9 protein-coding genes are annotated in these 14,800 nt (G+C 72.1%); 7 read left to right on the forward strand and 2 right to left on the reverse strand.

Going from position 1 to position 14,800, the window contains the following annotated elements; all coding sequences use genetic code 11:
- Positions 1–258 precede the first annotated feature (258 nt).
- Positions 259–741 carry a response regulator gene (locus WMF26_RS13505; RefSeq protein WP_438000668.1) on the forward strand — a complete coding sequence of 161 codons (483 nt, stop codon included), beginning with the start codon at positions 259–261 and terminating at the stop codon, positions 739–741.
- Here the strand turns inward: WMF26_RS13505 and WMF26_RS13510 are convergent.
- Positions 710–6,205 (reverse strand): AAA family ATPase, encoded by a 5,496-nt coding sequence (locus tag WMF26_RS13510; protein WP_438000669.1) that lies wholly within the window; start codon positions 6,203–6,205, stop codon positions 710–712. The two genes, WMF26_RS13505 and WMF26_RS13510, sit on opposite strands and share 32 nt — an antisense overlap.
- A 368-nt stretch (positions 6,206–6,573) precedes the next feature.
- Positions 6,574–7,473, reverse strand: coding sequence for a hypothetical protein (locus WMF26_RS13515; protein ID WP_438000670.1), 900 nt, complete (start codon positions 7,471–7,473; stop codon positions 6,574–6,576).
- A 704-nt stretch (positions 7,474–8,177) separates the two neighbouring features.
- On the opposite strand from WMF26_RS13515, the gene WMF26_RS13520 reads away from it, so the two are divergent.
- The 6 genes from WMF26_RS13520 to WMF26_RS13545 all read left to right on the forward strand — a co-directional run bounded on the left by WMF26_RS13520 (position 8,178) and on the right by WMF26_RS13545 (position 14,798).
- Entirely contained in the window at positions 8,178–10,106 is a 1,929-nt protein-coding gene (locus WMF26_RS13520) for a serine/threonine-protein kinase (protein ID WP_438000671.1), read from the forward strand.
- A gap of 161 nt (positions 10,107–10,267) precedes the next feature.
- The gene (locus tag WMF26_RS13525; RefSeq protein ID WP_437946566.1) at positions 10,268–10,558 is read left to right on the forward strand and encodes a hypothetical protein; all 291 of its coding nucleotides are present in this window, start codon (positions 10,268–10,270) and stop codon (positions 10,556–10,558) included.
- Positions 10,555–11,253 (forward strand): sigma-70 family RNA polymerase sigma factor, encoded by a 699-nt coding sequence (locus tag WMF26_RS13530; protein WP_438000672.1) that lies wholly within the window; start codon positions 10,555–10,557, stop codon positions 11,251–11,253. Before WMF26_RS13525 ends, WMF26_RS13530 begins: the two co-directional genes overlap by 4 nt.
- Positions 11,254–11,279: 26 nt before the next feature.
- A complete protein-coding gene (locus WMF26_RS13535; RefSeq protein WP_438000673.1) occupies positions 11,280–12,020 on the forward strand; it encodes a hypothetical protein in 741 nt (246 codons plus the stop codon).
- Between the two features lies 1 nt (position 12,021).
- Positions 12,022–13,158, forward strand: a complete 1,137-nt coding sequence (locus WMF26_RS13540; RefSeq protein ID WP_438000674.1) for a PEGA domain-containing protein — start codon at positions 12,022–12,024, stop codon at positions 13,156–13,158.
- A 32-nt stretch (positions 13,159–13,190) separates the two neighbouring features.
- The gene (locus tag WMF26_RS13545) at positions 13,191–14,798 is read left to right on the forward strand and encodes a hypothetical protein (RefSeq protein ID WP_438000675.1); all 1,608 of its coding nucleotides are present in this window, start codon (positions 13,191–13,193) and stop codon (positions 14,796–14,798) included.
- Positions 14,799–14,800 lie beyond the last annotated feature (2 nt).

Here is a 14,800-nt window from a genome sequence, read left to right on the forward strand (position 1 = left end):
AGCCAGCACGGCGGGCAGGGTGGTCACGATCACCTCGGTCGTGGGCTTGCAGGCAGAGCCAGGCCGCATGCCTGCCTGTAGGCGGAAAGGCGGTCGCAGAGGGAGTAACCGTCCGACGATGAGGGGCTTTTTTGAAGGCCGACGTGAATCGGAATGGCTATACTCAAATGGCCATGAGGATGCTCTCGGTCGAGCCCGCCTGTGCTGGCGCCAGGAGGGAGGAATGGCTGTACAGTACAGTATAGGAAATGAGTGTTGGTGGTTAACGGCCAGCGGATCGACATCGAAGAGAGCTCGACGGAGGCATCGGGCTCCCGCGCTGAGTGGACGGAGAGGTGGCCTGAGCCCTATCGGTCACTCTGGGGGGCCATGGAGAACAAGGTGACGATCAATATTCTCGTTGCGGAAGATGACGACGACCTGCGCGAGCTCATGGCGATGATGCTCTCGGTGGAGGGGTTCCATGTGCAGACAGCGCGGCACGGACAAGAGGCTCTGGAGAGGATAGGTGAAAACATGCCCGACCTCATCCTGCTCGACATAAAGATGCCGGTCATGGACGGCCGGACCTTCGCGCGGGAGTTTCAGATCCGATACGGCCGGTCGGTGCCCATCATGGTCCTGACCGCGGCCGAGCACGCCGCCCTTCGAGCCCAGGAGATCGGCGCCGCAGGGTGGATCGCGAAGCCCTTCCACTGCGACCAGCTGGTCAGGATGGTACGGTCGCACCTTCGCATGTAAGGGGCAGGCGGACGTGGAAAGTGCTGCCACGGCCTTCCTCGCTTTCGAACCACATCTCGCCTCCGTGGCGCACCACGATCGCGCGCGACAGGTACAGCCCCGTCCCCATCCCTCCGTAATCGTGGGGCGTATCGGTGTGGGCGCGATGGAAGCGCTCGAAGATCCGCGCCTGCTTCTCCACGGGGATCCCCACCCCCTGATCGCGCACGGACACCAGGGCGTCGAGCGCGTCCGCCATCCGCACGGAAAGCTCCACCTCGCCGCCCTCCGGTGAGTACCGCAGGGCGTTGTCGAGCAGGTGCGCCACGACCCGCTCCAAGAGCTCGCGGTCCCCTTGGAGCACCACGGGCTCGGCGCACGTGACCCGGATGCGGCGCGACCGCGCCCCCTGCTCCAGGCGCGCCGCGATGCGGCCGACCAGCTCCCCGAGATCCACGCGTTCGAGCACCAGATTCAGCCGGCCGAGCTGGACTTGCGAAAGGAACAGCAGATCGGCCACGATCCGCTCGATCCGGTCGGCGCCCCGCAGCAGCCCGTCCAGGATCCGGCGCTGGCTCGGCGGCAGCTCCGTCGCCGCGCGCAAGAGCATCTCGGCGTAGCCCATGATCACCGTCACGGGCGTCTTGAGCTCGTGCGCGACCACGCGGAGAAACTGGTCCTTGAGCCGGTCGAGCTCCACGATCTCGGTGACGTCCCGCACGACCGCCACCGCGCCCACCACCTGCCCCCCCGCATCGCGCATGGGCGACGCGCTCGTGTGCACGTAGCGGGTCCGCTCGGCGCCGGGGAGCGAGATCGTCCCCTCATCCAGGACCACCGTCTCGCCGCCGAGCGCGCGCACGAGCGGAATTTGCTCCGCTTCGTAGGGCGTCCCGTTCGGGCGGTCGAAGCGGAGCCGCCGCGCCAGCTCCACGATGGGCCCGCGCGCCTCGTCCGGGCTCGCGAGCCCTGCGAGGCGCGCCGCCGCATGGTTGGCCAGGGTGACGCGCCCGGTCCGGTCGACGACGAAGACGCTGTCGACCATGTTGTCGAGCACCGCTTTGATCTCCATCTGGCTCCGTTCGAGGTCGGCGTAGAGCATGGCATTGTCGAGCGAGATGGCCGTCTGGGCGCCGAGCAGCTCGAGCACCCGGATCGTGCCGGCCGTGAACGCCCCCGTCGCGACGTTGTTCTCCAGGTATACAAGGCCGCTCAGGCGCGCCTGCCGTACGATGGGGAGGCACAGCAGCGAGTGCGGCCGTCTCCGGGTGAGGTGCTCGTCCGAAGCGAACCGCGTCGCCACGGCGGCCTCGTCCAGGATGACGGGCTCGCGCGTCCGCGCGACGTAGTGGAGGATCGACATCGGGAACGCCGCCGCCGAGGCCGGGACGCCCTTGTGGCTCGCGACGCGGATCTCCGTCCCGTCGGTCGTGGTCTCGGCGTAGACGGCGAGCTCGCCGTCGCGGACCAGGATCAGCGCCCCTCTCTGCCCGCCCGCCTGCTGTAGCACGATCTGCAGCAGCGTCTCGCTGAGCTTCGGCAAGAGGATCTCGGACGAGATGCTCTGCAAGGCTTTGACCACCGAGAACAGGTCGAGCTGCTCGGGCGCGGCCACGAACGTGCCGGTGAGCGCGACCGATGGTCGCTCGACGAGCTCGGGGTAGCATCGGTCGAGGTTCTGGACTTTCCCGTCGGCGCCCCAGCGGACATAGCAGGAGCGGGCCTCGCGCAAGTAGGTATCGGCGAAGCGCACGAACCCTCGCGCCCGGTAGAACCGAGATGCGAGCTCGTAGGCAAGCGCTTCAACGTGGACAAAGCCGCTGTCGCGCGCCGAGTGGACGGCCTCTTCGTAGAAGCGCATGGCGTCGAGGTCCCGGCCCTCGATGCGGGCGACCTCGGCTGATACCAGGGCGTAGCGGGTCCGGAAGTTCTCGGGGCAGTTGTCGGCCCAGAGCTCCAGCTTCTGCAATTGCTTCGCGAGCGTCTGCGCGAACTGCCGCTGCTGCTCGGCAGGGGCCTGCGCATAGAGCGCCGTCAGCGTGAGCGCGTGGTAGAAGTGATGCGTCGCCTCGATCGCCATGGACGCCACCTGGCGCAGCATCGACGTGGCGCTGGCCGCGGACTCCAGCGCTTCGGCATATCGTTCATGGGTGAATGTCGCGATCTGCTTCATGATATGGTAGTACGTAATTCCAACGCCGAAGCCCGCCTTCTTGAGGGCCGCGATACAGCTCTCCTCGTCGAAGGTGCCGTCGCTGAAGCTCGTGGGCGCGCGCGTCGCTCCCTTCAGGCTCGCTGCAAACTGCTCTTCGAGCCGGAGGATATGGTACACCACGTCATTGTGGGTCTGCCGGGCGAACGTGATGTGCTTCCGGGCGACGTCGATGGCATGAACGAGCGGCTCTCCGCTCTCCAGAACAAGCCATGTCATGTTGTAGGTCAAGTAGCCGGCAAAGACGAGGTCTCCGATGTCGAGGCAAGCGAGGAAGGCCTGCTCCATGAGCGGGATGCTGGCTGCGAAGCGCCCGTACCAGACCTTGATGACGCTTGCATTCTGGAAGAGCAGCTTCCCTTTCAGTGTCGCCGTGGCGCTCTTGAATTTTTCATTCAACCTGAGCGCCATCTCGGAGAACTGAAGCGCGCGCTGGATGTCGCGGTAGATCGAGACCAGCACCATGCCGTAATTACTATAGATGAAAGAGGACTCTTCGGCGTGCCCGCGCTGCAGGGAGACGTTCACGCCCGTGGCGGTGAGCAGGACCCAGAGCGCTGGTCGCGAGGTGTATACGATGGGGCACGACTCGGCGATCAGGCCGATGAGCGCCCGAACGCTCTCGTCGGTGGCTACAGGGGCATCGACGAGGTCGGCGATGGGGCGCCCGCGCAGGTTGATCGAGATCTGCCGGATCTCGGCCTCCGCGGCCGTCTCGATCTCCTCGTCAGACTCCGGGAATATCACCCGGTAGAGCTGCAGGGCCTGGATCATGACCGCCATGGCATCGCGGTGCCGTCCGGCGATCTGGTAGAGCCGCAGGCGCGATCGGTACGCCCTGGACCGGTCGGGCTTGGAGCGGGCGTTCTGGAGGATCAGGTCGAACAGCTCGTCGGCCCGCTGGAAGCGGCCGACGAGGTACTCGCATTCGGCGAGCTCCAGGTGGAGCGTGAATGCATCCTCGTACCGTGCGCTCCAGGCGTCCGGTGGCAGCAGGGATGTCGCCTGGGCCAGGTAGCTGCGCGCCGACGCGTAGGCCACCGAGGCCTTCGCCTTGGTCCCCGCCAGGAAGTTGAGCCGGCAGAGCGCCTCCTTCTCGCGCGGGTCGGTGAGGAGGTGGGCACCGTGATTGAGCTGGTTTGCGACGTCGAAGACCCGCTCTGCGATCTCCTGCTCTGGCAACCGAGACGAAAGGAGCCGGCCGAGCTGAAGATGCATCTCGGCGCGCAGCTCCGCCGGGATGAGCGAATAGGCCGCTTCCTGGATGCGGTCGTGGAGGAACTTGTACGTGCCGTCCACGCGGATGACGAGGCCCGCGCGGACGGCCTCCCAGAGGTCCGCGTGCACGTCGTGCTCCGCGCTGCCGCGAACCGTCGCCAGGAGGGCGACCTCGGCGGTATTTCCCAGACAGGCGAGCTGCTTCAGCGCTTCCTGCGTCTTCACGGGCAGCCGCCTGAGCTTGCCGACCATCAGGTCGACCACGTTGTCGGTGTAGCCCTTTTCGCGGATCTTCGCGACGTCCCACCGAAAGGCTTCCGTGCGCTCGTCGAACTCGATCAGGCGCTCTTCATGGAGCGAGAGGAGGAACTGAATGGCGAAGAAGGGGTTGCCGGCCGTCTTCTCGTAGGCTAGCTCGGAGAGCGGCGCGGCGTCCTCGAGGCGGCAGCGAAGCGCCTCGCCGACGAACGCGGCGAGGTGCTCGTGCGGTATCGGGCCGAGCACGATGTTCGAGACCAGCGCGCCGTCTTTCCGCACCTCGTCCAACGTCAGCAGGAGCGGGTGGGTGGGGGACACCTCGTTGTCGCGGTAGGCGCCGATGATGAGGAGATAGCGCATCTCAGGGTGGACCAAGAGGTCCTTGAGCAGCCCGAGGCTGGCCGCATCGACCCACTGGAGATCGTCGAGAAAGAGCGCGAGGGGGTGCTCCTTCTGGGCGAACACCCCGATGAAGCGCCGGAACACCATGCGGAAGCGGTTCTGCGCCTCGGTCGGCGGCAGCTCGGGGACCGGCGGTTGCCGTCCGATGACCAGCTCGACCTGCGGGATCACCTCCACGATGAGCTGGGCGTTGACCCCGAGGACGTCGAGCAGCTGCCGTCTCCGGGCCGCGATCCGCTCCTCGCTCTCGGCGAGGAGCTCGGTCACGAGCTCCTGGGTGGCCTGGACGAGCGTGGCGTAGGGGATGTCGCGCTTGTATTGATCGAACTTGCCCGAAAGGAAGAAGGCCCGCTCCCGAATGATCGGCTTATGCAGCTCATGGACGAGCGCGGTCTTGCCGATCCCGGAGTATCCCGAGATGAGCAGGAGCTCCGGCGTCCCCGTGGCGACCACGCGGCCGAAGGCCTGCAGCAAGGCGGCGACCTCCGCCTCTCTGCCATAGAGCTTCTGCGGGATCTGGAGCCGGCCTGTCGTGTCTCGCTCGCCCAGCGCGAACGGCTCCACCCGCCCGCTCGCGCTCCACGCTGCGAGGCACCTCTCCAGGTCGCGCTGGAGGCCGCGAGCGCTCTGGTAGCGATCCTCGGGCATCTTGGAGAGGAGCTTCAGGATGATGCGCGAGATCGCCTCGGGCACCTCGGGGACGAGCTCCGACGGCGGCGCGGGAACGCGGGCCACGTGGCAATGGACCCATTCGACCGGGTCGCGCGCCTCGAAGGGGAGCCTGCCGGTGAGCATTTGATAGAACGTCACGCCGAGCGAGTAGAGATCGGTGCGGTTGTCGATGGCCCGGCTCGTCCGACCTGTCTGCTCCGGCGATAGATAGGGCAAGGAGCCCTCGATGAGCCGGGGGGGCTGCGCGCGCTGCTGCTCGCGGGGGAGGCGGGACGCGACCCCGAAGTCGGCGATCCTGACCTCGCCGGAGGCGGGGTTGACGAGGATGTTGTCGGGTTTCAGGTCCTTGTGGATGATGTCCTGCTGGTGAACGTCCGCGACCGCCGCCGCGATGCGGATCGCGAGGGGGAGGAAGCGCTCGATCCCCAGGGGCGTCCCGAGCAGGCGATCGAGGGACTGGCCGCCGAAGTCCTCCAGGACGAGGGCCGGCATGCCGTGGTACGTCTGGAGGGCGAGCGGCTTGATGACGGCCCGGGAGTCGAGCAGCTGTCCGAGCTCATACTCGCGCTTCAGCCGCTCGCGGTCCTTCGGGCGGCTGCGCCGCGGATCGAGCACCTTGAGGATTACCGGGCAGCGATCGGCGCTCCTGACCGCACGATAGACGACGGCTCTGCCATCGAGGGAGAGAGGCATGGTGATCGTGTACTGGGAGGCGAGGGGCATGGAGACGGTTCCTGATGCGCGACACGCTCGGCGAGGGCGATGAGGCCGCGTGCGCGGCGCTCCACGGGGCTCGGGCATCGTCGGCCGGGCCGACGAGCCGGACCGAGAACGTGATTGAGCGCGTCGCGCGGGCTCGAATCCATACCAGCCGGGCTCGGCGCCCCGTGCCGGCAGGATCCTGTGAAGACCTGACGGACCGTGATGCCATGCGCTGTCGACATGGGTGTGGATCTTGTGCCTCACGCCGCAGGCGTCATGAGTCTGCGTTCCATAAAAGGAAAAGCAGCCAACCAGGCAAGCCGGGTCCGGCGACGCTCGCCCGGACGGCGAGCCCGCACCCCGCGGGGGCGCGGAGCGGCGGTGGCGGCTCAGCCGGGCGGCGCAGCGGCCGGTGTGCCGGGCGGCGCAGGCGCCGCCGCGCCGGGCGGTGCAGGCGCCGCCGCGCCGGGCGGCGCCGGCGGAGCGACCTGCGGCGCGGCGCTCGTGTCGCTCGACGACGCCCCGCGACCGCCGCGGCCCTTGTAGAGGGACGGCGCGATCGTCTCGACGTCTCCTTCGTTCCAGCGGAGATAGGTGACGGCGCGGCGGGTCTGGTCGTAGGCGTTCACGAACAAGGTGAACGCGCGCGCCCTCTTGTCCGCGGCGTCGCTCGGGCCCGGGGCGGCGCCGTGCTCCCTCACGCCGAGGGCGGCGAGGAGCTCCGGCCCGAGCTCGCCGGCGCGCCTGACCTCATCCTCGGTCGCGGCGGTCTTCCCCGCGATCTCGGACCAGCTGCCGCTGAACAGCGCCGAGAGCGCGACGAGGTCGCTCGCCGTGTCCATGTGACCGTTCCCCGCCCGGATGTCCGCGACCGTCTCCGCGTCGACCAGGCCGCGGCGGGCCAGGGCCTCTGCGTCGCCGAGGAGATTCGCGCGCAGCGGTGCCGCCTCCTCGAGGAGCGGCTTCAGCCCGCTCTGCGATCCTCCGCTGGACAGCCACGCGAGGTGCGCATACCAAGCGGCGAGCGCGTAGGTCTCCAGCCGGTCGACCAGACCGACATCGTGCGTCGGCAATCGCTCGGCGATGAGAGGGCGCAGCGCCAGCAAGCCAGGGAGCACCCCGAGCACCTGAGAGACCGCGCGCGGGATATCGATGTTGATCGGGATGAGCGCGTCCCGCTCCAGCGCGTTCATCTCGGGCGCGGCCTTGTCGAACGCCGCCGCCGCATGGGGCGGCGCCGCGGGCTTCCTGGGAGCTGGCTTTTTCTTGAGCGGAGAAGGCTTGGTCATGAGGGGAGCACCTCTCGTTGATGTCGGGCGCGGAGAGGCGAAGAGCCCTGTCGTGCTCTTGAGTCCCCCGCCCTGGGTTCGATACGACCGTCCGGCGTGCGCCGGGCGGTCCGCCTGGGATAATCACCCCGGTCAGGCCGTCAACGTCGCTGATTTGCTCTTCTGGATCGGGATCGATGCTCCGGAGGCAGCCAGCTGCCTCCCCGGGATCGGGATCGATGCTCCGGAGGCAGCCAGCTGCCTCCCCGGGATCGGGATCGATGCTCCGGAGGCAGCCAGCTGCCTCCCCGGGATCGGGATCGGTGCTCCGGAGGCAGCTAGCTGCCTCCCCGGGATCGGGATCGATGTCCCGGAGGCAGCCAGCTGCCTTCCCGGAACCGGAGCCGGCGCGCGCGAGGCAGCCAGCTGCCTCCCGAGGACCGTCATCGATGTCGCGGAGGCGGCCAGCTGCCCCCCGAGGACCGATGGCGGCGCGCCGCGCCGGGGACATGACGCCGGGGTGCGCCGGAGAGGGCTGGACCGGACCATTGCGGGCGTCCTCCGTGGCGCCGCGCGCCGGAGGGCGGAGCCGACGCGCGGCGTGAGCACATCGTGAACCGTTCGCGGATAACCAGCACGGACGCGATGTGGCGCCGCGGGAGGGCAGGACCCGCGGCGCCGGGCCGTCGTCCAAGGGCGTCCGACCCGGGACGCGGAGGTCTACGGTGAAGCGGAGGTCACAGAACGATGGCGAGGTGGTCGCCGAGGGGCGCCGCGGCGAGGCGCCTCCGGCGGCGATCGGCCGGACCGGTCCCCCGCTCCTCAAGCCGGGCACCTGGTTCGTGCGCCGCTTCCGCGTCGATCGGCTCCTCGGCCAGGGCGGCATGGGGGCGGTGTACGCCGTCACGGAGAAGGGCCAGAGCTGGGCGCTGAAGCTGGTGCGGTCCGAGTTCCTCGACGACCCGGACCAGCGCCGCCGGCTGCTGCGGGAGGGAGAGGTGCTCGCGCGGATGCGGCACCCGAACGTGGTCCAGGTCCACGAGGTAGGCCTCACCGACAACCTCACCGCCTGGTACCGGATGGAGCTGCTCGACGGCGTGACGTTCCGCGAGGAACTCCGCCGCCGCAGGGCGCTCTCGCTCCCGCTCGCGTGCGCCACCGTCCGCGCCGCCGCGCTCGGCGCCGGCCACCTGCACCTGTTCGGCGGCATCCACCGCGACATCAAGCCGGAGAACCTCTTCATCGTGCGCGGACCGCGCGACGTGAAGCTCCTCGATTTCGGGCTCGCGCGGCTGAGCGGCGCCCCGGACACGCTGGACGCGCAGACCCACGGCTCCCCGCTCTACATGGCGCCCGAGCAGATCCGCGACGAGGTGCCGACGCCGGCGACGGACGTGTACGCGCTGGGGCTCATCGCCTACGAGGCCATCGCCGGGTTCCACCCGTTCGGCGATGCCCGCGCCGCGGGGCGGGTGGACGCCCTGTTCGCCAAGCACCTCAACGAGGTGCCGCCGCCGCTGACGCGGGTCGGCGTGCCGGAGGAGATCTCGGACGTGATCGCGCGGGCCGTCAACAAGGTCCCGCGCGAGCGGCACCGGGACGGGCTGGCGTTCGCCGACGCGTTGTGGGACGCGTTCCTCGCTATGCGCGATGCGCCAAGCACGCGCGACACCAACCCGGGCGAGCCGGAGATCTCGGAGGTCCTGCGGTGGGGCAACGAGCAGGCCGCGGCGACCACGGGGCCCGCGGCGCCCGACCGACCTCGGGCGAGCGTCGAGCGCGCCGCCGTCCCCGCGGCCGCCGCGGCGGGATCGCCGGGAGGAGCAGCGACGCGCCTGCTGCCGCGCGACCCGCAGGCCGGCCGCCAGGCCGGCGGCGAGGCCGATCCCGGGCAGCCCGGCACCGGCTGGGGCATGACCGAGCGCCTGCCGGAGCGCCTGCGGGACCCGAGCTGCGTCGCGGCGCTCGCGCAGCGGGCGCCGGACCCGCCGCTGGAGCAGGCCGCGGCGGCGTGGGTGCCCGTGGAGCACACCGTGCCGCTGCCGCGCAGGGCGCCGGTCGCCGGGGACGCCCGCGCGGGCGCGCGGCCGCCTGCCGGCGGCTCCCACGCGAGCACCGCGCGGGCCGCTGCGCCGGCGGGGCCGGTCGCGGCGCGCCCGGCGGCGGCGAGCGCGCGTGGCGCGACCGGAGCGCGGCCGCGGATCACACCGCGCACGCTGGCGATCGGGCTCTCGCTGGGGGTCGTGGTGAGCCTGCTCCTCCTCGACGTGATCCTCCGGCTCCAGAGCGCGCCGGCGGCGCCCTCGCCGGCGCGTGCGATCGACGCGCCGCCGTCGACGCCGGCGTCAGGAGCACCGCTCGCGCGCGCCGCGGGGCCTGCGGCGATCGAGCCGCCCGCCGCGACGGGGACTGTGGAGGGCGCGGGCGCCGCGGCGCCACGCGAGGCGCCCCCCGCCGACGGCGACGCCGGAGCCCGGCAGAGCGAAGGAAGCACCGCCCCGCCGACGGCCGTGCCGGCTGCCGTACCGGCGGCCGCGCCGACTGCCGTACCGACGCCGGTCGCGCCGGTCGCCGCGCCGCCGGCCACCAAGGCGAGGCCGAGGCGGCGGCCGGTCATCCGAGACCCCAAGTTCTATGACGAGTTCCTGGAGTAGCGGCCTGGCCGGGAGCGGCGTCCGACCGGGGACGCCGCGATGCCGGCGGCCCGGCTCGATGTTCATGAGCAATCCCCGAAGGATCGCTGGACAACTGGTAGGAGAGGGCTCGGGACGGCGCGTCCCGGCACCACCCTGGACGGTCACGCGAGAGGTTTACGATGGCCACGAAATTGTGCGAGTTCGATCCCGTGCTGGTGGAGGTGGTGGAGCGCGCGCTGGCGCCGTACCGCGGGAAGCTGTCGCCGGAGCTCATCGAGCACATGCGCGAGGAGGCGCTCGTGCAGATGTCGACGCACCCGTATCCGGCCGCGCTGCTCGGGTCGATCCAGCAGCGGCCGCCGCCCGACGAGAGCCACGAGATCGCGCGGGGCGGCGCGCCCGGCAGCAAGGAGGAAGCCGAGCGCGGCGATCGCCGGGAATCAGGGCGACGCCGCGGGAGGAAGGGATGAGCAGGGACCGCAAGGGTCCTCCCCGGCCGCTGACGCCCGAGCAGCAGGCGCTCGTCGTGGGCGCGATGGACCTCGTCCGGGCCCGGGTGGCGGAGCTCGCGCCGTACGCGCGGCCCGAGGAGCGGGAGGAGCTCATCGCCTGGGGGTACTGGGGGGCGGTGGACGCGGCGTCGCGCTTCTCTCCGGCGAGGGGGACGCGCTTCACGACCTATGCGTATGCGTTCATCGCCGGTGAGATCCTCGACTGCTTGAAGCGGGAGCGGAAGGTCCGCCGGCTGATGCGCGCGGCGAGCTTGGCGGCGCGCACGTTCGTCGCGGAGACCTCCGATCGGTTCGACGTGATCTGGGACGACGAGGCGACGAACACCGGCAAGCTCGCGGACTACGCGATGAAGCTCGTCGCGACCATGGTCCTCGGGATCGTCGAGGCCGGGGACTCCCTCGACGACGTGGCGATCGACGTGGAGGACCGGCGCTGGGCGATCGGCCACGTGCGCGACGTGTACGCCGCGCTGGGCGACGCCGATCGCCGGCTGTATGCCCTGTACTACGTGGACCAGCGGCCGATGCACGAGGTGGCGGCGGAGCTCGGCGTCTCGGTCTCGACGGCGCGGCGCCGCCACGACGCGCTGCTCGACCGCGTGACGGCGGCGCTCGTCGAGCGCGGGGTGACGGCGCTGCCGCCGCGCGGATGAGCGACGAACGAGGGGAAGTGATGCGCATGGACGACCCGAAGCGGCCGGTGGTGAAGCCCGGCGACGATCCCAGGCTCGACTCGCTGATCGAGAAGCTCCGGCACGACGGGCAGGGCGGCGACCCGTTCTATCCCGTCGAGCAGCGCGCGGGTCTCGTGGCGGTGCGCAAGGCGGGCCGCCGCGCGGCGAAGCCGGGGGATCGGGGGGCGGAGGGGCAGGGGGGAGCGGCGGCGCCGGCGCGCGCGGCAGCGGGCTCGCCGCGCGCCGGGCTGCGCCAGGCGGCGGTCGTGCTCGCGGTGGTCGCGGCGGTCGCCGGCGCGATCGCGCTCTGGCCGGCGTCGCGCGCGGTGCGTGGCGAGGCGCCGGCGCGCGCCCCGTCGGCGGACGCGGGGGCGGCGCCGGCGCCGCCTGCGTCGGCGCCTCCTGCGCTGGCGCCGGCGCCGCCTGCGTCGGCGGCTCCTGCGCTGGCGCCGGCGCCGCCTGCGTCGGCGGCTCCTGCGCTGGCGCCGGCGCCGCCTGCGTCGGCGGCTCCTGCGCCGGCGCCGCCTGCATCGGTGGCTTCTGCGCCCGCGTCGCCTGCCTCCGCGGGTCGTGCGCCCGCGCCGCCGGCATCGCCCAAGCGAACGGTGGACGCCGCCGCGCCCAGCCCGGGGGGCCATGTCGCGATGCCCCAGGCCGCGCCGGCCGGAGTAAGCTCCGCGCGCGCAGGGGCGCCGCCGCCGGATAGCAGCGCGGTCCCTGGTCCACTGCCACCGGAGGTGTTCTGAGATGAAGGCGAGAGCGAGGAAGGCCCGCGCGGCGGGCTGGCTGGTGCTGGTCGTGGGTGCGCTGGCGGTGGCGCCGACGGCTGCGCGCGCACAGGGAGAGCAGGGGGCGCCGGCGGGCGCGCAGCCAGCGCCCGCGAGCGCGCAGCCGGCGCCCGCGAGCGCCGAGGCGGCGCAGGCATCCCGCGAGGCGGACGCGGCGTTCGCGCGGGGCAAGGAGCTGTACCGGCTCGGGAAGCTGGACGCGGCGTACGAGCAGTACCGGACGGCGTGGTCGCTGAAGCAGAGCTACGACATCGCGGCGAACCTCGCCAACGCGGAGCTCCAGCGCGGGATGAAGGTCGAGGCGGCGGAGCACCTCGCGTTCTGCCTGCGGAGCTTCCCGGCGACGGGCAATGCGGCGCAGCACGAGCAGATCCGGGCGCAGTTCCGCGCCGTGCGCAAGGAGGTGGGGTCGATCGTCGTCAAGGCGAACCTGGATGGCGCCGAGGTGTCGTTCAACGGGACCGCGGTGGGGCGCACGCCGTTCCGGCACGAGGTGTTCGTGAAGCCGGGGACGGTCGCGGTGGAGGCGCGGCTCGCGGGGCACGAGCCGGCGCGCGTCACGCTGGAGATCCCCGCCGGCGAGGTGAACACGGCGGATCTCACCCTGCTGCCGCCGGCGGCGGCGGAGCGGCCCGCGCCGTCGGCGCCGCCGCCGCCGGGCGCCGAGGCCCTGGCGCCCGCGCCGCGCGAGGGGGCGGACACGGTCGGGCCGCGGCCGGAGGTGCTGATCGCGGGCGGGGCGGTCGCCGGCGCCGGCGTGGTCGCGGGGGTGATCCTGACGGCGCTCGCGGTCGGGCGGGACGGCGACGCGGACGAGCAGCGGGACGCGCTCGTCCGCGAGGGCGGCCCGGCGGCGTGCGCGGTGGACTCGCCGAAGTGCGCGGCGCTGCGCGACGCGCTGGAGGGCGCGGCGGACCTGAAGAACGCCGCGCTGTGGACCTTCGTGGGCGCCGGGGCCGTGGGGCTCGCGACCGGGGCGTACGCGCTCTGGGGCGGCGGCGCGCCGCGCCAGGGCGTGGCGGCGGCGCGCGTCGTGACGGCGGCGCCGGTCGTGACGGCCGGCGGCGGTGCGCTCTTGATCCGGGGGACGTGGTGAAGGGCGAAGCGGGGCGTGAGGAGGAGCGACGCATGCGTCACTGGCGCGGGCTGATGGGCATCACGGCGATGGCCTTCGGGGCGGCGATGGTGCCCGGCACGGGGTGCGTGTTCGGCGTGGATTACAACGACTGCGCGGAGTACCCGGGCGGGGTGTGCGGCGGCGGTACGGGCGGCAGCGGCGGGGAGGAGCCGCCGGATCCTTGCGAGGCGGATCCGCGGGAGGACCCGAGCGTCGTGAGCGAGGGGTGCGGGGTGTTCGCGCGGGCGGGGGCTGAGGAAGGAGGAGAGGGGACGCGGCAGAGGCCGTACGGGTCGCTGCAGGAGGCGATCGAGAAGGCGACGGCAGAGGGCAAGCGGGTGTACGCGTGCGCGGAGGGGGAGGCGGCGTTCGAGGAGAGCGTGAAGGTCGAGGCGGGGCTGGAGGTGATCGGGAGCTTCGCGTGCGCGGGGTGGACGCTGGAGGCGGGAAGGAAGAGCGCGCTCGCGGGGCCGGCGGATCAGGTGGCGCTGACGCTCGGGGAAGGGGCGGAGGGGGCGCGGGTGGAGGGGTTCGCGATCCGGGCGGCGGACGCGAAGCAGGACGGCGGGTCGTCGATCGGGGTGGTGGTGGCCGACGTGGAGGCGGAGCTCGCGGAGGTGGAGGTGACCGCGGGCAACGGCAAGGACGGGGCGAGAGGGACGACGCCGGAAGAGGCGCCGGTGGCCGGGGCGAGCGCGGAGGCCGGGGGCGCGTCGAACGCGTGCGTGGCGGAGAACGCGGTGCTGGGCGGGGCCGCGGGCGTGACGAGCTGCGAGGACGGCGAGACGGCCGGCGGGCGCGGAGGGCTGGGGGGGAGCGGGGAGACGGACGAGGGCAACGGGCAGGTGGGGGAGGATGGGGGGCCGGTGCCGGAGGAGAATCCGATGCGTAAAGGCCTCGGAGGCGTGGGGGAAACGGCGTCTCAAGACTGTGAGAGAGGAAATGACGGCAAGAGCGGCACCGCTGGCCCTGCCGGCGTCGGCGGGACGGGCGCGACGCTGGCGTTGACGGGCCTGAGCGGGGGCGACGGCGACGCGGGCAAAACCGGCGGCCGGGGTCAAGGCGGAGGCGGGGGCGGCGGGGCGAAGGCGGGGCTGTTCTGCAAGCTCGGACCGGACACCATCGACGGCGTGGGAGCCAGCGGCGGAGGGGGCGGAGCCGGGGGCTGTGGCGGGAAGGGAGGCGGCGGCGGGCAGGCGGGCGGCTCGAGCGTGGGGATCGTGAGCCTGGGCAACCGGCTGAAGCTGACCGGTGTGACGATCGCGGTGGGCAAGGGCGGCAACGGAGGCGCCGGGGCGGCGGGGCAAAGCGGCGCCGCTGGTGGGAATGGGGCCGCGGGTGGGACGGCTTCGGGGACGGCACCTTCCAGGCCCGGGTGCCAGGGAGGAAACGGCGGTCTCGGCGGCCCAGGTGGCGCCGGTGGTGGCGGCCGGGGCGGCTATGCCGTAGGCGTTGCGTATGCGGTGACGCCCAGCGAAGCGCCTGCGGTGCAATTCGCCGCGGGTACACCCGGCCTCGGCGGCAACGCCGGCCCCGGAGGCGCGATGGAAACCGCCGGAGCGCCGGGGAGCGACGGGAGCTGCTGGGACTTCGCGAAGCGGTCGCCGTGTGGAGGCTGAAG

It is taken from the genome of Sorangium sp. So ce185, assembly GCF_051526825.1.
Taxonomy (GTDB): Bacteria; Myxococcota_A; Polyangia; order Polyangiales; family Polyangiaceae; genus Sorangium; species Sorangium cellulosum_D.